At 71.6% G+C, this 17,656-nt stretch carries 16 protein-coding genes and 1 riboswitch; of the genes, 6 read left to right on the top strand and 10 right to left on the bottom strand.

Annotated features, from left to right (window positions below):
• Window positions 1-81 precede the first annotated feature (81 nt).
• Window positions 82-804 (top strand): SDR family oxidoreductase, encoded by a 723-nt coding sequence (locus tag AW272_RS19720; RefSeq protein WP_066367190.1) that lies wholly within the window; start codon window positions 82-84, stop codon window positions 802-804.
• Window positions 805-875: 71 nt separating this feature from the next.
• Here AW272_RS19720 and AW272_RS19725 read toward each other — a convergent pair whose 3' ends face one another.
• From AW272_RS19725 to AW272_RS19745, 5 genes are all read right to left on the bottom strand, one after another.
• Entirely contained in the window at window positions 876-2,051 is a 1,176-nt protein-coding gene (locus AW272_RS19725; RefSeq protein ID WP_066367193.1) for an RNA polymerase sigma factor, read from the bottom strand.
• Window positions 2,048-2,347, bottom strand: a complete 300-nt coding sequence (locus AW272_RS19730; protein ID WP_066367196.1) for a YciI family protein — start codon at window positions 2,345-2,347, stop codon at window positions 2,048-2,050. The genes AW272_RS19725 and AW272_RS19730 overlap by 4 nt, the downstream gene beginning before the upstream one ends.
• Window positions 2,344-2,700: a YciI family protein gene (locus tag AW272_RS19735; protein ID WP_066367198.1), complete on the bottom strand. Its 357-nt coding sequence runs from the start codon at window positions 2,698-2,700 to the stop codon at window positions 2,344-2,346. The genes AW272_RS19730 and AW272_RS19735 overlap by 4 nt, the downstream gene beginning before the upstream one ends.
• Before the next feature lie 66 nt (window positions 2,701-2,766).
• Window positions 2,767-3,918, bottom strand: a complete 1,152-nt coding sequence (locus AW272_RS19740; protein ID WP_083958531.1) for an AI-2E family transporter — start codon at window positions 3,916-3,918, stop codon at window positions 2,767-2,769.
• 62 nt (window positions 3,919-3,980) lie between these two features.
• On the bottom strand, window positions 3,981-4,838 hold the full coding sequence (locus AW272_RS19745) for an alpha/beta fold hydrolase (RefSeq protein ID WP_066367203.1): 858 nt from the start codon (window positions 4,836-4,838) through the stop codon (window positions 3,981-3,983).
• Between the two features lie 166 nt (window positions 4,839-5,004).
• Here AW272_RS19745 and AW272_RS19750 point away from each other — a divergent pair, with 166 nt between their 5' ends.
• Both AW272_RS19750 and tenA read left to right on the top strand, forming a co-directional pair.
• Window positions 5,005-6,903 (top strand): AfsR/SARP family transcriptional regulator, encoded by a 1,899-nt coding sequence (locus AW272_RS19750; protein WP_066367862.1) that lies wholly within the window; start codon window positions 5,005-5,007, stop codon window positions 6,901-6,903.
• Between the two features lie 18 nt (window positions 6,904-6,921).
• A riboswitch (TPP riboswitch) is annotated at window positions 6,922-7,033 on the top strand.
• Window positions 7,029-7,697 carry a thiaminase II gene (gene tenA / locus AW272_RS19755; RefSeq protein WP_066367204.1) on the top strand — a complete coding sequence of 223 codons (669 nt, stop codon included), beginning with the start codon at window positions 7,029-7,031 and terminating at the stop codon, window positions 7,695-7,697. Its footprint overlaps the riboswitch before it by 5 nt.
• Here the strand turns inward: tenA and AW272_RS19760 are convergent.
• Window positions 7,643-8,083: a DUF6010 family protein gene (locus AW272_RS19760; protein WP_066367206.1), complete on the bottom strand. Its 441-nt coding sequence runs from the start codon at window positions 8,081-8,083 to the stop codon at window positions 7,643-7,645. The two genes, tenA and AW272_RS19760, sit on opposite strands and share 55 nt — an antisense overlap.
• 99 nt (window positions 8,084-8,182) lie before the next feature.
• Here AW272_RS19760 and AW272_RS19765 point away from each other — a divergent pair, with 99 nt between their 5' ends.
• Together AW272_RS19765 and ligA are read left to right on the top strand one after the other, a co-directional pair.
• Window positions 8,183-9,160 carry a GlxA family transcriptional regulator gene (locus tag AW272_RS19765; protein WP_066367210.1) on the top strand — a complete coding sequence of 326 codons (978 nt, stop codon included), beginning with the start codon at window positions 8,183-8,185 and terminating at the stop codon, window positions 9,158-9,160.
• Window positions 9,157-11,226 carry an NAD-dependent DNA ligase LigA gene (gene ligA / locus AW272_RS19770; RefSeq protein ID WP_066367212.1) on the top strand — a complete coding sequence of 690 codons (2,070 nt, stop codon included), beginning with the start codon at window positions 9,157-9,159 and terminating at the stop codon, window positions 11,224-11,226. The genes AW272_RS19765 and ligA overlap by 4 nt, the downstream gene beginning before the upstream one ends.
• An 11-nt stretch (window positions 11,227-11,237) precedes the next feature.
• Here the strand turns inward: ligA and AW272_RS19775 are convergent, their stop codons facing one another.
• Window positions 11,238-12,440, bottom strand: coding sequence for a glycosyltransferase (locus AW272_RS19775; protein WP_066367214.1), 1,203 nt, complete (start codon window positions 12,438-12,440; stop codon window positions 11,238-11,240).
• Between the two features lie 93 nt (window positions 12,441-12,533).
• Between AW272_RS19775 and AW272_RS19780 the strand changes: the two genes are divergently transcribed.
• Entirely contained in the window at window positions 12,534-13,124 is a 591-nt protein-coding gene (locus tag AW272_RS19780; RefSeq protein ID WP_066367217.1) for a TetR/AcrR family transcriptional regulator, read from the top strand.
• A 240-nt stretch (window positions 13,125-13,364) separates the two neighbouring features.
• Here the strand turns inward: AW272_RS19780 and AW272_RS19785 are convergent, their stop codons facing one another.
• The 3 genes from AW272_RS19785 to AW272_RS19795 all read right to left on the bottom strand — a co-directional run bounded on the left by AW272_RS19785 (window position 13,365) and on the right by AW272_RS19795 (window position 17,647).
• The gene (locus tag AW272_RS19785) at window positions 13,365-15,410 is read right to left on the bottom strand and encodes a bifunctional rhamnulose-1-phosphate aldolase/short-chain dehydrogenase (protein WP_066367220.1); all 2,046 of its coding nucleotides are present in this window, start codon (window positions 15,408-15,410) and stop codon (window positions 13,365-13,367) included.
• Between the two features lie 6 nt (window positions 15,411-15,416).
• A complete protein-coding gene (gene rhaI / locus AW272_RS19790; protein ID WP_066367223.1) occupies window positions 15,417-16,574 on the bottom strand; it encodes an L-rhamnose isomerase in 1,158 nt (385 codons plus the stop codon).
• Window positions 16,575-16,663: 89 nt separating this feature from the next.
• On the bottom strand, window positions 16,664-17,647 hold the full coding sequence (locus AW272_RS19795) for a substrate-binding domain-containing protein (protein WP_066367225.1): 984 nt from the start codon (window positions 17,645-17,647) through the stop codon (window positions 16,664-16,666).
• Window positions 17,648-17,656 lie beyond the last annotated feature (9 nt).

Raw genomic sequence — 17,656 nt, forward strand, 5'->3', positions numbered from 1 at the left:
CTGTCACCATACCTGCCGGGTATCACAGGGCACCGCATCGGTGTTGGCCGCGCCACCCGTCCACGGGCGAGCATCGGCGACATGAGCGAAACGAAGACCGCGCTGGTCACCGGCGCCAACAAGGGAATCGGATATGAGATCGCGGCCGGGCTCGGCGCCCTCGGCTACCGCGTGGGCGTCGGGGCCCGCGACGCGGCGCGGCTGGAGACCGCCGTGGAGAAGTTGCGCGCCGCCGGGGTGGAGGCGTTCGGGGTGCCGCTGGACGTGACCGACGACCGGAGCGTCGCCGACGCCGCCGGAACGCTCGATCGGCTGGACATCCTGGTCAACAACGCCGGCATCTCCGGTCCGATGGGGCCGGGGTGGGAGCAGGACCCGACCGCGCTCGACCTCGACGTGGTCCGGACGGTCGTGGAGACCAACGTCATCGGGGTGATCCGGGTGACCAACGCGATGCTGCCGCTGCTGCGGAGGTCGGCGTCGCCGCGCATCGTCAACGTGTCCAGCAGCGTCGCCTCGCTGACCCGGCAGGCCGACCCGGCGATCGCGATCGGACCGATCATGGCGGCGTACTCCCCGTCCAAGTCGTTCCTCAACGCGGTCACCGTGCACTACGCGCGGCAGTTCGCCGGGACGGACATCCTGATCAACGCCGTGTGCCCTGGGCTGGTCGCGACCGACTTCACCGGCTTCCTGGGGCGCACCCCGCAGGAGGGCGCGGCGGTCGCGATCCGGTACGCGACGCTGCCCGACGGCGGGCCGACGGGCACGTTCGCCGAGGATGGGGGCGTCGTCCCCTGGTGAGAGACGACGCCCCCGTGCTCTACCAGCGGGTGTAGTTCACCTCGGAACTACGCGTTCTTGCCATCACGTGGTCAGTCTGGAGGACGTGCCCGTTCCCGCAGGTAGCGCTGTTCGGGGAGGCTCGTGGTCAGGCGGGCCGCGAGCAGGTAGTTCTCCCGGGCGGCGGCGTGGTCGCCGGCCAGGTCCTGCAGGTGGGCGCGGACGGCGTGCAGGCGGTGGTGGCGGGCGGTCCGGGGGTCGGTGTCCAGGCTCGCCAGCAGGTCGAGGCCGGCCCGCGGCCCCCGGGTCATCGCGACGGCGACGGCGTGGTTGAGGGTGACCATCGGGTTGGGGGAGAGGCGCCGGAGGACGACGTACAGGATGCGGATCTGTTCCCAGTCGGTGGGCGACTGGACGTGCAGGGCGGCGATGGCCGCCTGGAGCTGGTAGGGGCCCAGCGGTGAGCGGGACATGGCTTCGGTGACCAGGTCGGTGCCCTCGTCGATCAGCGACCGGTCCCACCGGTCGCGGTCCTGGTCTTCGAGGGGGATGAGGGCGCCGTCGGGGGCGGTGCGGGCGGCGCGGCGGGCGTCGGTGAGCAGCATCAGGGCCAGGAGGCCGGCGACCTCCCCGTCGCCGGGGCGGGCGCGGTGGACCGCGCGGGTCAGGCGGATGGCCTCGTCGGTGAGTTCGGCGCGGTGCAGGTCGGGGCCGCTGCTGGCGGTGTAGCCCTCGTTGAAGATCAGGTAGAGGACGTGCAGGACGGCGTCCAGACCGCCCCGTTCGAGGGTCGCGGCGGCTTTGATCTTCTGCTTGGCGCGGCTGATCCGGGGGGCCATGGTCGCCTCGGGGACCATGAACGCGCGGGCCACCTCGGCGGTGGTCAGGCCGCCGACGGCACGCAACGTCAGCGCCACCTGCGAGGCGGGGGTCAGGGCCGGGTGGCAGCACAGGAACAGCAACGCCAGCGTGTCGTCGTGGGCGGGGCTTTCCGCGCCGATCGGTTCGAGTTCGGCCGCGGTGATCTCTCTGCGGCGGCGGGCCTGCTCACTCCGTACGTGATCGACGAATCGGCGGGAGGCCACAGTGACCAGCCAGGCCTTCGGACTGTCCGGCAGACCCTCGACCGGCCACTGCGTCGCGGCGGCCAGCAGCGCCTCCTGGACGGCGTCCTCGCACTCCTCGAACCCGCCGTGGCGGCGCAGCAGCACGCCGAGGACCTGCGGCGCCAGTTCGCGCAGCAGGTCCTCGCCGGACGTGTCGTTCACATCTCCATCCCGGCCGAGTCCATCAGCGGGCGCACCTCGACGCCGCCGTCCCGGCCGCCCAGGATCAGCACCGCCAGTTCGAGGGCGCGCTCCCGGCCGTCGCAGTCGATCACGTAGTGGCCGGTGGGCTGGTCGGAGGCGGGGCTGTAGGGCCCCTCGGTCACCGTCGCCACGCCGTCCCGCATCCGGACGGCGGCGGTGATGGACGGGTCGGCGAACACCTGGCCGCAGACGAGTTCCCCGGCCAGGACCGCCTCCTCCACCGGCTCCGCGTAGAGGTTCAGCAGGAACTTCACTGCGTGAAGACCACCGGTCTGACCTCGACGCCCATGCCCTCGATGGCGGCGTCGGGGATGAGCGCGGCCAGCTCGAACGCGCGTTCGCGGGACTCCACGTCGACCATGTAGTAGCCGCCGAGATACTCCTTGGCCTCCAGGAAGGGGCCGTCGGTCACCGCAGGGACGCCGTCGCGCACCCTGACCACGGCGCTCTGCGACGTGTTGGCCAGCGCGGCGGTGCCGACCATCTCCCCGGATTTCGTGATCGTCTCCATGAACGGGCCGTGGCCGCTCATGACCTCATTGCGCTCCTCCTCGGTCAGCGCGTCCCAGATCTGCTCGTTGATGTGCATGATCAGCAGAAACTTCATGTCATCTCCTCTTGCCGGTCTTCTGGAGATGAGTCGGAGCCGGCGCCCCGACTTTGACATCCGTCCTCAGGAAGTATCGAGACGGGGGAAGGCGACCTCGCGCAGGATGAGCCGCAGCGCCGCCGCGACCGGGATCGCGAACAGCGCGCCGAGGATGCCCAGCAGCGCCGCGCCCAGGGTCACGGCGACGAGGGTGACCACGCCGGGCACCTCCACCGCCTTGCCCATGATGCGCGGGACCAGGACATAGTCCTCGAACAGCCGGTACACCACGAAGAAGACGGCGGTGGCCAGCGCGACCGGGAACGAGACCGACAGCGCCACCAGGAAGACCACCACCCCGCCCAGCGTCGACCCCACGACCGGGATCAGGTCCATGAACGCGACGAACAGCGACAGCAGCAGCGCGTACGGGACATTGAAGATCACCAGCCAGACGAAGGTGAGCACCCCCGCGACCACCGACGTGACCAGGTTGCCGAGGACGAACCTGCCCACCTTGCTCAGGATGTCCTCGCCGATGAGGATCGCGCGCGGGCGACGCGAGTTGGGCACGCAACGGTAGGCGGTGGCCTTGATCCGGGGCAGGTCGGCCAGGAAGTAGACCGTCAGCACCAGCACGATCACCGTCGAGAAGGCCGCCCCCGCGACCGCCTCGCCCGCCCCCAGCAGCCCGCCGACCAGCGAGACCTCGCTCTTGCCCGTGCCCAGCTCCTGGATGACGCGGCCCAGGTCGAACCGGCCGTTCAGCCGCCCGACGAGCGTGTTCTGGTCCGTGGCCTGCTGGAGATAGGCGGGCACCTCGTGGACGAACTGGCTCACCTGGGCCACGACCACCGGAATGGCCAGCGAGAGGAACCCCCCGACCAGCCCCAGCGTCGCCACGACGATGATCAGCACGCTCGCCCAGCGCGGCACCCCCCGCCGCACCAGCCAGTTCGTGGCCGGATCGAGCCCGATTGCCAGGAACAGCCCCAGCCCGATGAGGATCAGCACGTCCTTGGCGGCCCCGAGCAGCAGGATCACCCCGTAGGTGACGGCCACCCCCGCCGCGGCCATCATCCCGATGTGGAACGGCGACCGCCGGTCGAAGGGCCGCCCCTGCCGGCCGAACGGCTGCCCGTCCGTGGCGGTCGCGTTCGCCTTCTCGGCCGCCCGCTCGACGGGTCCCTCCGGAGGTCGTTCCGGCGGGGGAGCGGGCTTGTCATCAGATGTCATGGCCTCCCAGGCCATTCCCCCTGGTGGAGTGCGCCACCGAACTTTGTCGGAAAATGGCCTGGTCAGCGGGTGAGCAGTTCCCGCAGCCGCCGCACGATCTCGGCCGGGGCCTCCTCCGCCATGAAATGGCCCGCCGATGTGGTGTGGTGGCGGAGATCGCCGGCCCAGGCCTGCCAGAGCGCGGCGGCGTCATAGCCGAGCGCCGCGCCCCAGTCCTGCTGGACGACCGTCACCGGCATGGCCAGCCTGACCCCTTCCGCCCGCGAGGTGGTGTCGTGTTCGACGTCGACCCCGGCCGAGGCGCGGTAGTCGGCCACGATCGAGGGGATGGCCTCACGGGAGGCCGCCAGGTAGACCTCGCGGGGGATCGCCAGGGGATCGGTCGCCCACTGGTCCAGGAAGTGGGCGAAGAAGGTGTCCGGGTCGGCGGCGATCATCGTCTCCGGCAGGCCGGGCGGCTGGGCCATCAGGTAGAGGTGCCAGCCGACGGCGGCCCGGGTGCCGCGCAGGACATCCCACATGTCCAAGGTCGGCAGGACGTCGAGGCAGGCCAGGTGGGTGACGGTCCCGGGATGGTCGAGCCCGGCCCGGAACGCGACGAGGGCGCCCCGGTCGTGACCGGCCAGGGCGAACCGCTCATGGCCGAGGGCCGCGGCGAGCGCGACGATGTCGGCGGCCATCTCGCGCTTGGAGTAGGTTCCGGCTGGTTTGTCGCTGGCGCCGTATCCGCGCAGGTCAGGGCAGATGACCGTGTGGTCGGTGGCGAGATCGGCGGCCACGTGCCGCCACATGAGATGGGTCTGCGGGAACCCGTGCAGCAGGACGATCGCGGGACCGGAACCCCCGACGGCGGCGGACAGGGACACCCCGTCGGCGACGGGGACACGGTGGTAGGTGAAGTTCTCAATCACGCCGCCCAGGCTGCCGGGCGCCGATGAGCATCCGATCAGCAGCGTGGTGATCTTTCCTCTCCGTTACGGCTCCGCCTGGCCGGCCCCGCCCGCCGCCTCCGGCCCGCGCCGTGGCCTGCGCCGACCGGCCGCGCCCGGATCGCCCGGTCACGGCGAGGAGCGTTACGGTGGCTGGGTGTCCGTTTCGCTGGGGGTGCTCGGACCGGTGGAGGCGTGGGACGCCTCGGGGGCGGCGGTCCCGTTGAAGGGGCCCCGGCATCGGGAGGTCCTGGCGCGACTGGTCGCCGCGCGGGGCAGGGTCGTGCCGGTCGACGTGCTCACCGCCGACCTGTGGGAGGACCCTCCGGAGGGCGCGGTCGGCGCGATCCGCACCTTCGTCGGCGCGCTGCGCCGGGCACTGGAGCCCGACCGGCCGCCCCGGACACCGCCCCGGCTGATCGTCACCGTAGGGCCCGGTTACGCGCTGCGCACCGACGCCGTCGACGCCCGGCGCTTCGAGAAGGCCGCCGAAGCCGACGAGCCGCCGCTCAAGCTGCTGACCTCTCTGGACGCCGCGCTGGCGCTGTGGCGCGGCCCCGCCTACGCCGAGTTCGCCGACGCCCTGTGGGCGCGGCCGGAGCGGGCCCGGCTGGCGGAACTGCGGCTGCGCGCGGTGGAACGGCGGGCCCGGGCGCTGCTGGATCTCGGCCGCGCCGCCGAAGCGGTGCCCGACCTCGACGCCGACGCCCACGCCCATCCCTGGCGCGAGGAGCTGTGGCGGCTGCTGGCCCTGGCCCTCTACCGGACCGGCCGCCAGGCCGACGCGCTGAACGTGCTGCGCGCCGCCCGTCACGAACTGGCCGAGCGGCTCGGGCTGGATCCCGGGCCCGGACTGCGCGATCTGGAGACCGCCATCCTGCGGCAGGACGGCGAACTGGCCGGTCCCGGCGATGCGGCGGCCCGCGTGTGGGCCAGTGCCACCGCCGCCCACGACCGGGCCGCGCCGGGGGCGGGCCCTCGGCTGGAGGCGGCCGTCGGGCTCATGCGGGGGCTCGCGGTGACCGGGGGAGGGGGCCTGCTGGCGGCCCGGGAGCACCGCGCCGCCGCCGTCGAGGCCGCGGAGGAACTGGGCGATCCCGACCTCACGGCGCGGGTGATCGGTGCTTATGACGTGCCGGCGAACTGGACCCGCTCCGACGACCCCGGACAGGCGGCCAGGGTGGTCGCGGCGGCCCGGCGCACCCTCGACCGGCTCCCGCCCGGCACCCCGCCGGGCACGCGGGCCCGGCTGCTGGCGACCATCGCGCTGGAGTCACGCGGTGACGGCTCGGCCCGCGCCCGCGAGGCGGCGGCCGAGGCGGAGCGGATCGCCCGGGGGCTGGAGGATCCGGCGCTGCTGGTGTTCGCCCTGAACGGTGCGTACATGCAGAGCTTCGCGCACACCGGCCTGTCGGCCGGGCGCGCCCTCATCGGCGCGGAGATCCTCGATCTGTCGGTACGCCACGGGCTGGTCAGCTACGAGATCCTGGGCCACCTCATCGGTCTGCAGTCCGCGTGCGCCGTCGCCCACTTCGGCACGGCCGACATGCACGCGGCGCGCCTCGACGAGCTCGCCGAACGCCACGACCGGCCGCTCACGACGGTCTTCACGACGTGGTACCGGGCTCTCCGCCTGGCGGAGGATCCCACGGTCGACCTCGCCGCCAAGGAGGCCGCCTACCGTGCGGCGGTCGCAGTCTTGGAACCGGCGGGGATGCCGGGCCTGAGCGCGGGACTGCCGGCGCTGGCGTCATTGTGCCTGCGGCTGCGCCACGGCCTTCCGCCGGAACCCGGTGATTCGGCTCTCTACGGGCCCTTCGAACCGTGGGTGCTCCCGATCCTGCGGCCGGACGCCGACCCGCGCGAGGTGCCCGACCCGCCGCACGACCTGCTCGCCGAAGCGCTGTGGGCACTCCTGGCGCTGGCCGCGCGCGAACGGGGAGACCTGGGCACGCTGCGCCGGGCCCAATCGGCGCTGCTCCCCGCGTCGGGGGAGCTGGCCGGGGCGGCGAGCGGTCTGGTCAGCCTCGGGCCGGTGGCCCTTTTCCGCGGGTGACATGTCGGTTAGGTTGATCGACGACATCGCGGGAGCCCGGCGCATCGGGCTGAGAGTGTGGCTGAGGCGGCCACAGACCGCTTGAACCTGACCGGGTCATGCCGGCGTAGGGAGACAGGTCCGCCGTGACGCATACGTACAGCGACGAGTTGTGGAACGCCGTCGCCCCCACCTACAAGGCGATCCTCGACCACCCCTTCCTCACGGGGCTGGTCGACGGGACGCTGCCCCATGAGGCGTTCCGCCACTTCGTCGTCCAGGACTCCCACTACCTGCGCGACTACGCCCGGGCCCTGGCCGTGTGCGCGGCCAAGGCCCCCGACGACGAGGTCACCCGCGCCTTCGCCGGTGACGCCGTCGGGGCCATCGCCGCCGAACGGGAGATGCACGCCGCCTTCATGGCCGACCTCGGCGGCTCGGCCGAGCAGGCGGCGGCCCAGCCGGTGGGGCCGACCACCAGGGCCTACACCAGCTATGTGCTGGCCACGGTCTACGGAGGCTCGTTCCTCGACGGGCTCGCGGCGGTGCTGCCCTGCTACTGGATCTACGCCAGGGTCGGCGAGGATCTGCTCGCGCGGTCCTCACCCGATCCGCTCTACCGGCGCTGGATCGAGGCGTACGGGAACGAGGCCTTCCAGGACACGGTCCGCAGAGTGGTGACCCTCGCGGACAAGGTCGGCGCGGAGGCCACCGAGGCGCAGCGCGCCCACGCCGGGGAACATTTCGCCACCACGGCCCGCTACGAGTGGATGTTCTGGGACGCCGCCTGGCGCCGCGAGTCCTGGCCGATCTGACGACGGGCGCGGACCCAGTCGAAGACGGACGGGCCGCCCGCGAGGCACCACAGCGCGATGATCGGGTCGCAGATGGCGCAGCCGAAGGACGAATGCTCGGCGAAGGGGAGAATCGGACTTCCCTTCAGGTGGTGGACGATGTCCCAGGCGGTGTGGATCAGCCAGCCGACGCCGATCCAGGTCCAGCTCGTGAGCCCTTTGTAGGCGACGAAGCTCATCACGACGGGCAGCAGCAGCTCCCAGTAGCCGAGCCCGCCGCCGCTCAGATAGGCCGCGCCCGCGCCGCCGACCACCACGGCGTTGATGTGGCGGCGGCGCGGTTCGGGGATCAGTGACATGACGGCGACGCAGATCAGCCCGATGACGATCGGCATGATGATGTCCATGGGCGGCAGGCTAGATCGGCGGGCCGGGGCCGCCCCATGGGCTGAATCGACAATCTCCGCCGGGTTCTCGCCACCCGGTGACTCGCTTACGGTGTCGGCATGCACACGGTGGCGGTCCTGGCTCTGGACCATGTGGTGGCGGCCGACCTGGCGACGCCGGTCGAGGTGTTCGGGCGGGCCCGGCTGGCCGACGGGAGCAGGCCGTACCGGGTGCTGGTCTGCGCCCCCGCGCCGCAGGTGGCCGGCGACGCCTTCACCCTCATCGCCCCCCACGGCCTGCCGGCGCTGATGGAGGCCGACACGATCGTCGTGCCCGGGTGCTCGGAGGAGGCGAGCCCGCCTGCGCAGGAGGTCTTCGACGCGCTGCGCGCGGCGGCGGGCGCAGGCACCCGGATCGCCTCCATCTGCGTGGGCGCGTTCACCCTCGCCGCCGCCGGGCTGCTCGACGGCCTGAGCGCCACCACCCACTGGGCGGCCGCCGACCAGCTGGCGCGGCGGTTCCCGCAGGTGGACGTCAAACCCGATGTCCTCTACGTCGACAACGGCCAGATCCTGACCTCGGCAGGGGCCGCCGCCGGGCTGGACCTGTGCCTGCACCTCGTCCGGCGCGATTTCGGCTCGGCGGTCGCCGCGGCGTCGGCCCGGCTGTCGGTGGTGCCGCTGGAGCGTGAGGGCGGGCAGGCGCAGTTCGTCCCGCACGCCCGCCCGGCCGCTCCCCGGGGATCGCTGCTCGACCCGGTGCTGACGTGGATCGAAGACAACCTGGCCCACGAGGTCACGCTGGCCGACATGGCCCGGCGCGGCGGGATGAGCGGGCGCACCTTCAGCCGCCGCTTCCGCGAGCAGACCGGCACCACCCCCGTGCAGTGGCTGCTGCGGGCCCGGGTGCGGCGTGCGCAGTTCCTGCTGGAGACCACCGACGAGGGCGTCGAACGCGTCGCCGCGCAGGCCGGATTCGGCTCGCCGACCGCGTTTCGGGAAAGGTTCAAACGCGTCGTGGGCGTGACGCCGCAGTCCTATCGTTCGTCGTTCAGGCCCCCGAAATTGTCAGTGCCGTTCGAGAGAATGAGATCATGAACGAAACGCCCCCGATGACGATGATCTCGGATGAGACCGCTTACGCCGAGGCCGTTCAGCTGGCCGTCGACGCCTCCGCGGCCTACTACGCCGACGGCACCTCCACGCTTGACGACGACTCCTATGACCGCCTGGTGCGCGGGATCGAGGCCTACGAGGCGGCCCACCCGGAGCAGGTGCTGCCGAACTCGCCGACGGGGAAGGTCGCCGGGGGCGCGGTCGTGGGCGACGTGCCGCACACCGTGCCGATGCTGAGTCTCGACAACGTCTTCGGCGCCGAGCAGCTGGTCTCGTGGGCGGCCTCGCTGGAGCGCCGGCTGGGGCATCCCGTGGAGGCCTGGAGTGTTGAGGCCAAGCTCGACGGGCTGGCGGTTTCCGCGCGCTATCGGCGTGGGCGGTTGGTCCAGCTGGTCACGCGGGGTGACGGCGTCGCGGGTGAAGACGTGTCCCACAACGTCGGCACCATCGTCGGGTTGCCCGAGCGGCTGGCCGAGCCGATCACGGTGGAGCTGCGGGGCGAGGTCATGATGACGGCCGCCCAGTTCGCCGACGCCTGTGAGAAGCGGCAGGCCCACGACGGCACCACTTTCGCCAACCCGCGCAGCGCGGCGGCGGGCACTCTCCGCACGAAGGACCGGCCTTACGTCTGTGAGCTGACCTTCTTCGGCTACGGCGCCCTTCCGCTCGACGGTTCCGAGACCCAGCTCGCCGAGCTGCCGCACAGCCAGATCATGGAGTGGGTGGCGGCGCAGGGCGTCCAGACGACGGCCGTCACGCCGGTCGCCGGGGTGCTCGTGACCACGCTCGAAGAGGTGCAGGCACGCGTCGAGGAGATCGCGGCCGCGCGGGCCGGGCTGGAGTTCGGGATCGACGGCATCGTGATCAAGTGTGATCTGGCCGCCGACCAGGCGCTGGCCGGGTTCAGCTCGCGCGCGCCCCGGTGGGCGGTGGCCTACAAGCTGCCCGCCACCGAGAAGATCACCAAGCTGCTGGGCGTGGAGTGGAACACCGGCCGCACCGGCATCATCGCGCCCCGCGCCGTGCTCGAACCGGTCGAGCTCGACGGCTCGATCGTCACCTACGCGACTCTCCACAACGCCGCCGACATCGGACGGCGCGGGCTGATGATCGGCGACTCGGTCACCGTCTACAAGGCGGGCGACGTGATCCCGAGGGTCGAGGCTCCGGTCGTCCACCTGCGCACCGGCGACGAGACGCCGATCCTGATCCCCGAGGTGTGCCCGTCGTGCGGTGACGCCATCGACTCCAGCCAGGAACGCTGGCGGTGCGTGCGGGGCCGCGCCTGCCGGGCCATCGCCTCCATCGAATACGCGGCCGGGCGCGGCCAGCTCGACATCGAGGGCCTGGCCGTCAACCGCATCCAGCAGATGCTCGACGCCGGTTTCATCGTCGACTTCGCCGACCTGTTCTTCCTGACCCGCGAGCAGCTGCTGGGGCTGGAGCGCATGGGCGAGACCAGCACCGACAACCTGCTGGCGGCGTTGGAGAAGGCCAAGGAGCAGCCGCTGAGCCGGGTGTTCTGCGCGCTGGGCGTGCGCGGCACCGGCCAGCGCATGTCCCGCCGGATCGCCAGGCACTTCGCGAGCATGCAGGCCATCCGCGCCGCCACCTCCGACGACATCCAGCGGGTGGAGGGCATCGGCCCGGAGAAGGCCCCCGTCGTGGTCGCCGAACTGATCGAGGTCGGCCCGCTCATCGACAAGCTGATCGCGGCCGGGGTCAACATGATCGAGCCCGGTGTGACCGCCTGGACGCCCGAAGCGGAGGAGCCCGCCCCGGCCGAAGACGCCGCCGAGTCGCCGCTGGCGGGCAAGTCCGTGGTCGTCACCGGCGGGATGAGCGGCCCGCTGGAGGCGCTGTCGCGCAACGAGATGAACGAGCTGATCGAACGCGCGGGCGGCAAGGCGTCGTCGAGCGTGTCGGCCAAGACGTCGCTGGTGGTCGCGGGGGAGAAGGCCGGCTCCAAGCGGACCAAGGCAGAGAGCCTGGGCGTCCCCATCGCCACGCCCGAGGAGTTCGCCGAGATGGTCGCCGCGTTCCTCTGACGGCGCGGCCGTCAGGCCTTGAGCCGGTTCACCGCCTCGATGACGGGTGCCGCGCCGTCCTCTGCCGCGACCCCGGCCGCCAGGGCCTGGGCCCGCCGCCGGTAGGCCGGGTCGGTGACGGCGGTGGTGAGCGCGGCGGCCAGCCGGGTGGGCGTCAGGCGGCGGAACGGGATCGCGGCCGGGGCCACGCCGAGGGCCCTCAGCCTCGATGCCCAGAACGGCTGGTCGTGCATGACCGGCATGGCCACGGCGGGCACCCCCGCCCGCACCCCGCTCCCGGTGGTGCCACCGCCGCAGGCGTGGGCGACGGCGGCCATTTGGGGAAACAGCCAGTCGTGCGGCACGTCGCCGACCGCCAGCACATCGTCGCAGACGCGTCCGCGCACGCCCGTCTGCAGCACGCCCCGCAACCCCGCCCGCCGCAGCGCCTGCACCGCCAGCTCCGTGTACTGCTCGGGCCGGGTACCCGCCAGGCTGCCGAAGCCGACGAAGACCGGGGCGGGCCCGGAGGCCAGGAAGTCGCTCAGCTCGGGATCCGGCCGCCAGTTCGGCGAACGGTGCGACCACCAGTACCCCGCGATCTCCAGCCCCGGCCGCCAGTCGGCTGGGCGCGGCAGCACCAGCGGGCTGACCCCGTGGAAGACCGGCCAGCGGCTGCTCTCCCGGAGCTGATAGAGGGCGCGCGGGGTCATCGGGGGCAGCCCGAGCCGGGTCCGCATCTTCGTGCTCAGCCCGGCGATCAACGGACCGGCGGCGGGCACCTCGAACGCCAGCCGGGCCGCCCGGCGGTTCCCCCACCGTCCGAGCGATCGGTGGAACACGCTCAACAGCGGCGGGAAGTCCCCGGTGGGGTCGATCGGCTGCAGGTGCACCCCCATGCTGGGGATCCCCATCGCCTCGGCGACGTGACAGCCGAGCGCGCCCGCCACACCCACCAGGAGCAGGTCGGCCTTCCGCTCGGCGAGCCGGGTCAGGCCGTCCATGAGCTGCTCGCTGTAGATCTTGTATTCGCTGATGGAGAAGCGGCCGGTCAGCAGGAAGAGCGGATCTCCGGGAAGAGGCAGATACTCCAGCCCCGCATCGGTCACCAGTCCCGCGTAGGGCTCGTGCGCGGCGATGGACACCTCGTGCCCGGCCTCGCGTAAGCGCACCCCCAATCCCGTGTACGGCGCCACATCCCCCCGCGTGCCGACACCGACGATCAGAATCCGCATCCGTTGTCACCCCTCGTCTCTTTTTTCATGCACTCGCATGATAAACGCGACGGTACGCTTTTACCATGCACTCGCACGAGAAAAAGGTGGGCCATGCCGAAGATCGTCGACCATGACGACCGGCGGCGGCACATCGCCGAGGCCGTGCACCGCGTCATCCACGACAGGGGCATGGAGAGCGTCAGCCTGAGAGAGGTCGCCGCCGAGGCCGGCATGTCCATGGGCGCGGTGCAGTACTACGTCACGACGAAGAACCACATGCTGCTGCTGGCCCTGGAACACATCGGCATCTGGATCGGCAACCGGGTCGCCGCCGTGGCCGCCCGCCAGGCCACCCCGCTCGACCTGCTCCGGGCCACCGTGCTGGAACTGCTGCCGCTCGACGACGAGCGCAGCTACCTGAACCGCATCGGGCTGGCGTTTCACGCGAGCTCGGTGGTCGACGACGACCAGGCGACCGCGATGCGCCTCGGGCTACCCCTCCTGCTGTCCTTCTTCGCCGACCAGATCAGAGCAGCTCAGGCCGCCGGGCAACTCGCCGCGGACCTCGACCCCGACAAGGAGGCGAGCATCCTGTACGCCTTCGCCCAGGGCATCGTGAACGCCACCCTGGTCGGGCACTACACGCCCGACCAGGTCACCGCGCTGCTCGACTACCACTTGGCCCGGCTCCGCCGCGCCTAGCCGCCGCCGTTGTGGACCCGCAGCCCGGCGAGCCCGCTGCCCGAACGGGGCGAGCTCACCCCGTTGCCGAAGTAGGGGCTGTCACAGGTGCCCTGCGCGGTGAAGGTCCATCGGGCCGCCGGGTTCGACGACGGCTCGAAGCTGTCGCTGATCTGCCAGATCCCCGCGGTGGTGGCCGTCCGGAGATCTGTTCACCCTGGACTTTCGCCTCGGGGGACCAGGGTCAGCCCCTGGGCCGGCCTACCGGAGGAAGGCCGCCGCCACCCCCGCGTCCACCGGGATGTGGAGGCCGGTGGTGTGGGAGAGGTCGCCGCCGGTCAGGGCGAAGACCGCGTTGGCGACGTGCTCGGGGAGCACCTCGCGCTTGAGCAGGGTGCGCTGGGCGTAGAACTCGCCGAGCTTGTCCTCCGCCACTCCGTACACGGCGGCCCGGTTGGCGCCCCAGCCGGAGGCGAAGATGCCCGAGCCGCGCACGACGCCGTCCGGGTTGATGCCGTTGACCCGGATGCCGTGGCCGCCGAGTTCGGCCGCGAGCAGGCGGACCTGGTGGGCCTGGTCGGCCTTGGCCGCGCTGTAGGCGATGTTGTCCGGCCCGGCGAAGACCGAGTTCTTGGACGAGATGTAGACGATGTCGCCGCCCAGGTTCTGCGCGATCATGATGCGGGCCGCCTCGCGGGAGACCAGGAACGAGCCGCGCGCCATGACGTCGTGCTGCAGGTCCCAGTCGGCGGCCGTGGTCTCCAGGAGCGGCTTGGACAGCGACAGGCCGGCGTTGTTCACGATCAGGTCGACACCGCCGAAGGCCAGGACGGCCGCGTCGAGGCCGGCGCGGATGTCGTCCTCGCTGGTCACGTCCGCTGCCACGGCGATGGCGACGTCCGAGGCGCGCAGCGCGTTCGCGCCGAGTTCGGCGGCGACCTGCTGAGCCGAGGCCAGGTCGCGGTCGGCGACGACCACGCAGGCGCCCTCGGCGGCCAGGCGGCGGGCGGTGGCCGCGCCGATGCCCGAGCCGCCGCCGGTCACGAAGGCGATCCTGGTCGCCAGCGGCTTGGGCTCGGGCAGGCGCCGGAGCTTGGCCTCCTCCAGCGACCAGTACTCGATGCGGAACTTCTCCGCCTCGCTGATCGGCGCGTAGCTCGACACCGACTCGGCGCCGCGCATGACGTTGATCGCGTTGACGTAGAACTTGCCGGCCACCCGCGCGGTCTGCTTGTTCGCGCCGAAGGAGAACATGCCGACGCCGGGGACCAGGACGATCGCCGGGTCGGCGCCGCGCATCGCGGGGGAGTCCGCGACCGCGTTGCGCTCGTAGTAGGCGGCGTAGTCGGCGCGGTAGGCAGCGTGGAGTTCGCGGAGGCGCTCGGCGACGACGCCCGGCGGAGCGTCGGCGGGCAGGTCCAGGACGAGCGGCGAGACCTTGGTCCGCAGGAAGTGGTCGGGGCACGAGGTGCCCAGCGCGGCCAGCCGGGGATGCTCGGCGCGCGAGACGAAGTCGAGCACGACGTCGCTGTCGGTGTAGTGACCGACCTGTGGCCTGTCCGTCGAGGCCAGGCTGCGGATCAGCGGAAACAGTTCGGCCGCGCGCGCGTGCCGCCGCTCCGGCGACAGCGGCTCGTAGCCGGGAATGACGGAACCGAAGGGCTCGGGCCTGCCGTGGGCGGCGAGGTGGGTCTCGGCCAGGCGGATGATCTCCAGCGAGTTCTCCCGGCACGCCGCGGAGGTCTCGCCCCAGGCGGTGATGCCGTGGCCGCCCAGGATGACGCCGATCGCCTGCGGGTTCGCCGCCTTGATCGCCGCGATGTCCAGACCCAGCTGGAAGCCGGGGCGTCGCCACGGCACCCACGCCACCCGGTCCCCGAAGATCGTCCGGGTCAGCTCCTCGCCGTCCGCCGCCGTCGCGATGGCGATGCCGCCGTCCGGGTGGAGGTGGTCGACGTGGGCCGCGTCGACCAGGCCGTGCATGGCGGTGTCGATGGACGGCGCCGCGCCGCCCTTGCCGTGGGTGCAGAAGTCGATGGCCTCGACCATCTCGTCCTCGTGCCCGGCCCCCGGATAGACACCGGTCAGGGCGCGCAGGCGGTCGAGCCGGAGCACGGCCAGGCCGGACGCCGTGAGGGTGCCGAGGTCGCCGCCGGAGCCCTTCACCCACATCAGGTCGACGGGCTCGCCGGTGACCGGGTCGATCTGGCTGCCCTTCGCGGAGGCGTTGCCCCCGGCGTAGTTGGTGTTACGGGGGTCCGCGCCCAGTTCGTGGGAGCGGTTCAGCAGGTCGTCAACAACGCTCATGGTGGTTCAGGCTCCCCATCCGGCCTGGATGCCGCCGACTCGCTCGGCGACGATCTTGTCGTAGTAGCCCGACGCGCGGTACGTGGCGATCGGGTCGGGATCCAGGCCGCGCCGCTCCCGCCAGGTGGCGAGCAGCGGCCGGACGTCGGTGTCGTACGCGTCCATCACCGCGGCGTTCGCCCCCAGCACGTCACCGCTGTCCTGGGCGGTGCGCAGCGCCACGGTGTCGACCAGCAGCGCCTTGGCGGTGGCCTCCTGGACGTTCATGACCGAGCGGATCTGGCCCTGGATCTTGGGCTCGATGTTGTGGCACTGGTCGAGCATGAAGGCCACGCCCGTCGCGGGGTCGAGGCCGCCGCCCCTGACGACCTCGTACATGATCCGGAAGAGCTGGAACGGGTCGGCGGAACCGACCATGAGGTCGTCGTCGGCGTAGAAGCGGGAGTTGAAGTCGAAGGCGCCCAGCCTGCCCGCGCGCAGCAGCGTGGCCACGATGAACTCGATGTTCGTGCCCGGCGCGTGGTGGCCGGTGTCGACGCAGACGGTGGCCTTGGGGCCGAGCGCGACGCAGTGCAGGAAGGAGGTGCCCCAGTCGGGGACGTCGGTGGCGTAGAAGGCCGGTTCGAACAGCTTGTATTCGAGCAGGATGCGCTGGTCGTCGCCGAGCCGGGCGTACACCTCGGTGAGGGCCTCGAAGAGCCGGTCCTGGCGGGTGCGGATGTCGTCCTGGCCCGGGTAGTTGGTGCCGTCGGAGAACCACAGCTTCAGGTCGCGCGAGCCGGTGACGTCCATGATGTCGACGCATTCGAGCAGGTGGTCGGTGGCCTTGCGGCGGATGCGCGGATCGGGGTTGGTGACAGAGCCCAGCATGTAGTCGTCGTCCTGGAACACGTTCGCGTTGATCGCACCGAGTCCCACTCCCTGGTCGGCCGCGTAGGCGGCCAGCACGGAGTAGTCGGAGACCTTGTCCCACGGGATGTGCAGGGCCACCGTCGGGGCCGCGCCGGTGAAAGCGTGCACCTGGGCGGCGTCGGCGATCTTCTCGAAGGGGTCGCGCGGCACCCCCTTCTGAGTGAACACCTTGAACCGGGTCCCGGAGTTGGCGTACGCCCACGACGGCGTCTCGATGGCCAGGCGATCCAGCCCGGTGGACAGGTCAGTCATGCTCTCAAATCCCCGCATTCCAGAAGCGTGCGCTGCTCACGTGGTGCGACAGGTGGGGCCGGGGCAACGCGGCCCCACCTGCCCGTTCATCAGCCGGCGGTGTCGACGTTGGTCTTGTCCACGAGGGTGACGGGGTTGAACACCTCACGCTCGGCCTCGTTGGAGAACTGGATCGGCTGCTTGTTCAGCGCCTGCTCGCCGAGGGTGGCGGTGAGGGCGCCCATGGCGGTGGGGTCCTGCGCGACGGTCGCGGCCAGCAGGTCGGCCTTGATGGCGGTCAGCGCTTCGGGGTCGGCGTTGAAGCCGACGGAGACGACGTCGGTGACCGGGCTCTTGCCGGCGTCCTTGATGGCGTTGGCGGCGGCCACCCCCATCGGGTCGTTGCAGGAGAACACGCCGGCGACGTCCGGGTTCTTGGACAGGATGTCCTTCATGACCTTGTAGCCCTCCTCGGCCTTGGAGTTGCCGGAGAGCTCCGCCACGACCTTGTATCCGCGCGCCTCGATCTCGGTCTTGAAACCGGCGTTGCGGCGGGCGGCGTAGGTCGCGGACGGCTCGCAGGTGATGGAGGCGACGTTCTTGCCGGCACCGCCGTTGGCCTGGATCTGCTTGTCCATGAACTCGGCCGCCAGCTTGCCGCCGCCGGCGTTGTCGGAGATGACGATCGCGTCGTAGGGAGTCCCGCCGCCGCCGATGTCGTTCACGATCACCAGCACGTTCTTCGCCTTGGCCTTGGCGATGATCGGGCCGAGCGCGGTCGGCTTGAACGGGCTGATGATCAGCAGGTCGACGCCCTGGTCGATGAGCGCGGAGGCGCCGGTGACCATCTCGTTCTCGTCGCTCTTCTCGTCGTGGAGCTTGATCTCCCAGCCCTTGGCCGCCACGGCGTCCTGGGTGCCCTTGGCCATCTTCTGGAAGAACTCGTACTGCATGTCGTAGACCGAGAAGCCCACGGTGATCTTCTTGTCGGCGGGGGGAGCCGAACTTGTGGCGGCGGTCTCGCCGGAGTCCGAGCAGCCCGCGAGGGCCAGCATGCCGAGGAGGGCGACGGAGGCTATCTTCTTGGTGCGCATGTGACGTGT

This window comes from Herbidospora mongoliensis (assembly GCF_001570545.1).
GTDB lineage: Bacteria > Actinomycetota > Actinomycetes > Streptosporangiales > Streptosporangiaceae > Herbidospora > Herbidospora mongoliensis.

Bases quoted from the DNA above. Each gene is read 5' to 3' on its own strand.
- AW272_RS19720 (WP_066367190.1), top strand. From the start codon at position 82: ATGAGCGAAACGAAGACCGCGCTGGTCACCGGCGCCAACAAGGGAATC.
- AW272_RS19735 (WP_066367198.1), bottom strand. From the start codon at position 2,700: ATGAAGTTTCTGCTGATCATGCACATCAACGAGCAGATCTGGGACGCG.
- AW272_RS19740 (WP_083958531.1), bottom strand. From the start codon at position 3,918: ATGACATCTGATGACAAGCCCGCTCCCCCGCCGGAACGACCTCCGGAG.
- AW272_RS19760 (WP_066367206.1), bottom strand. From the start codon at position 8,083: ATGGACATCATCATGCCGATCGTCATCGGGCTGATCTGCGTCGCCGTC.
- AW272_RS19765 (WP_066367210.1), top strand. From the start codon at position 8,183: ATGCACACGGTGGCGGTCCTGGCTCTGGACCATGTGGTGGCGGCCGAC.
- ligA (WP_066367212.1), top strand. From the start codon at position 9,157: ATGAACGAAACGCCCCCGATGACGATGATCTCGGATGAGACCGCTTAC.
- AW272_RS19775 (WP_066367214.1), bottom strand. From the start codon at position 12,440: ATGCGGATTCTGATCGTCGGTGTCGGCACGCGGGGGGATGTGGCGCCG.
- AW272_RS19780 (WP_066367217.1), top strand. From the start codon at position 12,534: ATGCCGAAGATCGTCGACCATGACGACCGGCGGCGGCACATCGCCGAG.
- AW272_RS19785 (WP_066367220.1), bottom strand. From the start codon at position 15,410: ATGAGCGTTGTTGACGACCTGCTGAACCGCTCCCACGAACTGGGCGCG.
- rhaI (WP_066367223.1), bottom strand. From the start codon at position 16,574: ATGACTGACCTGTCCACCGGGCTGGATCGCCTGGCCATCGAGACGCCG.
- AW272_RS19795 (WP_066367225.1), bottom strand. From the start codon at position 17,647: ATGCGCACCAAGAAGATAGCCTCCGTCGCCCTCCTCGGCATGCTGGCC.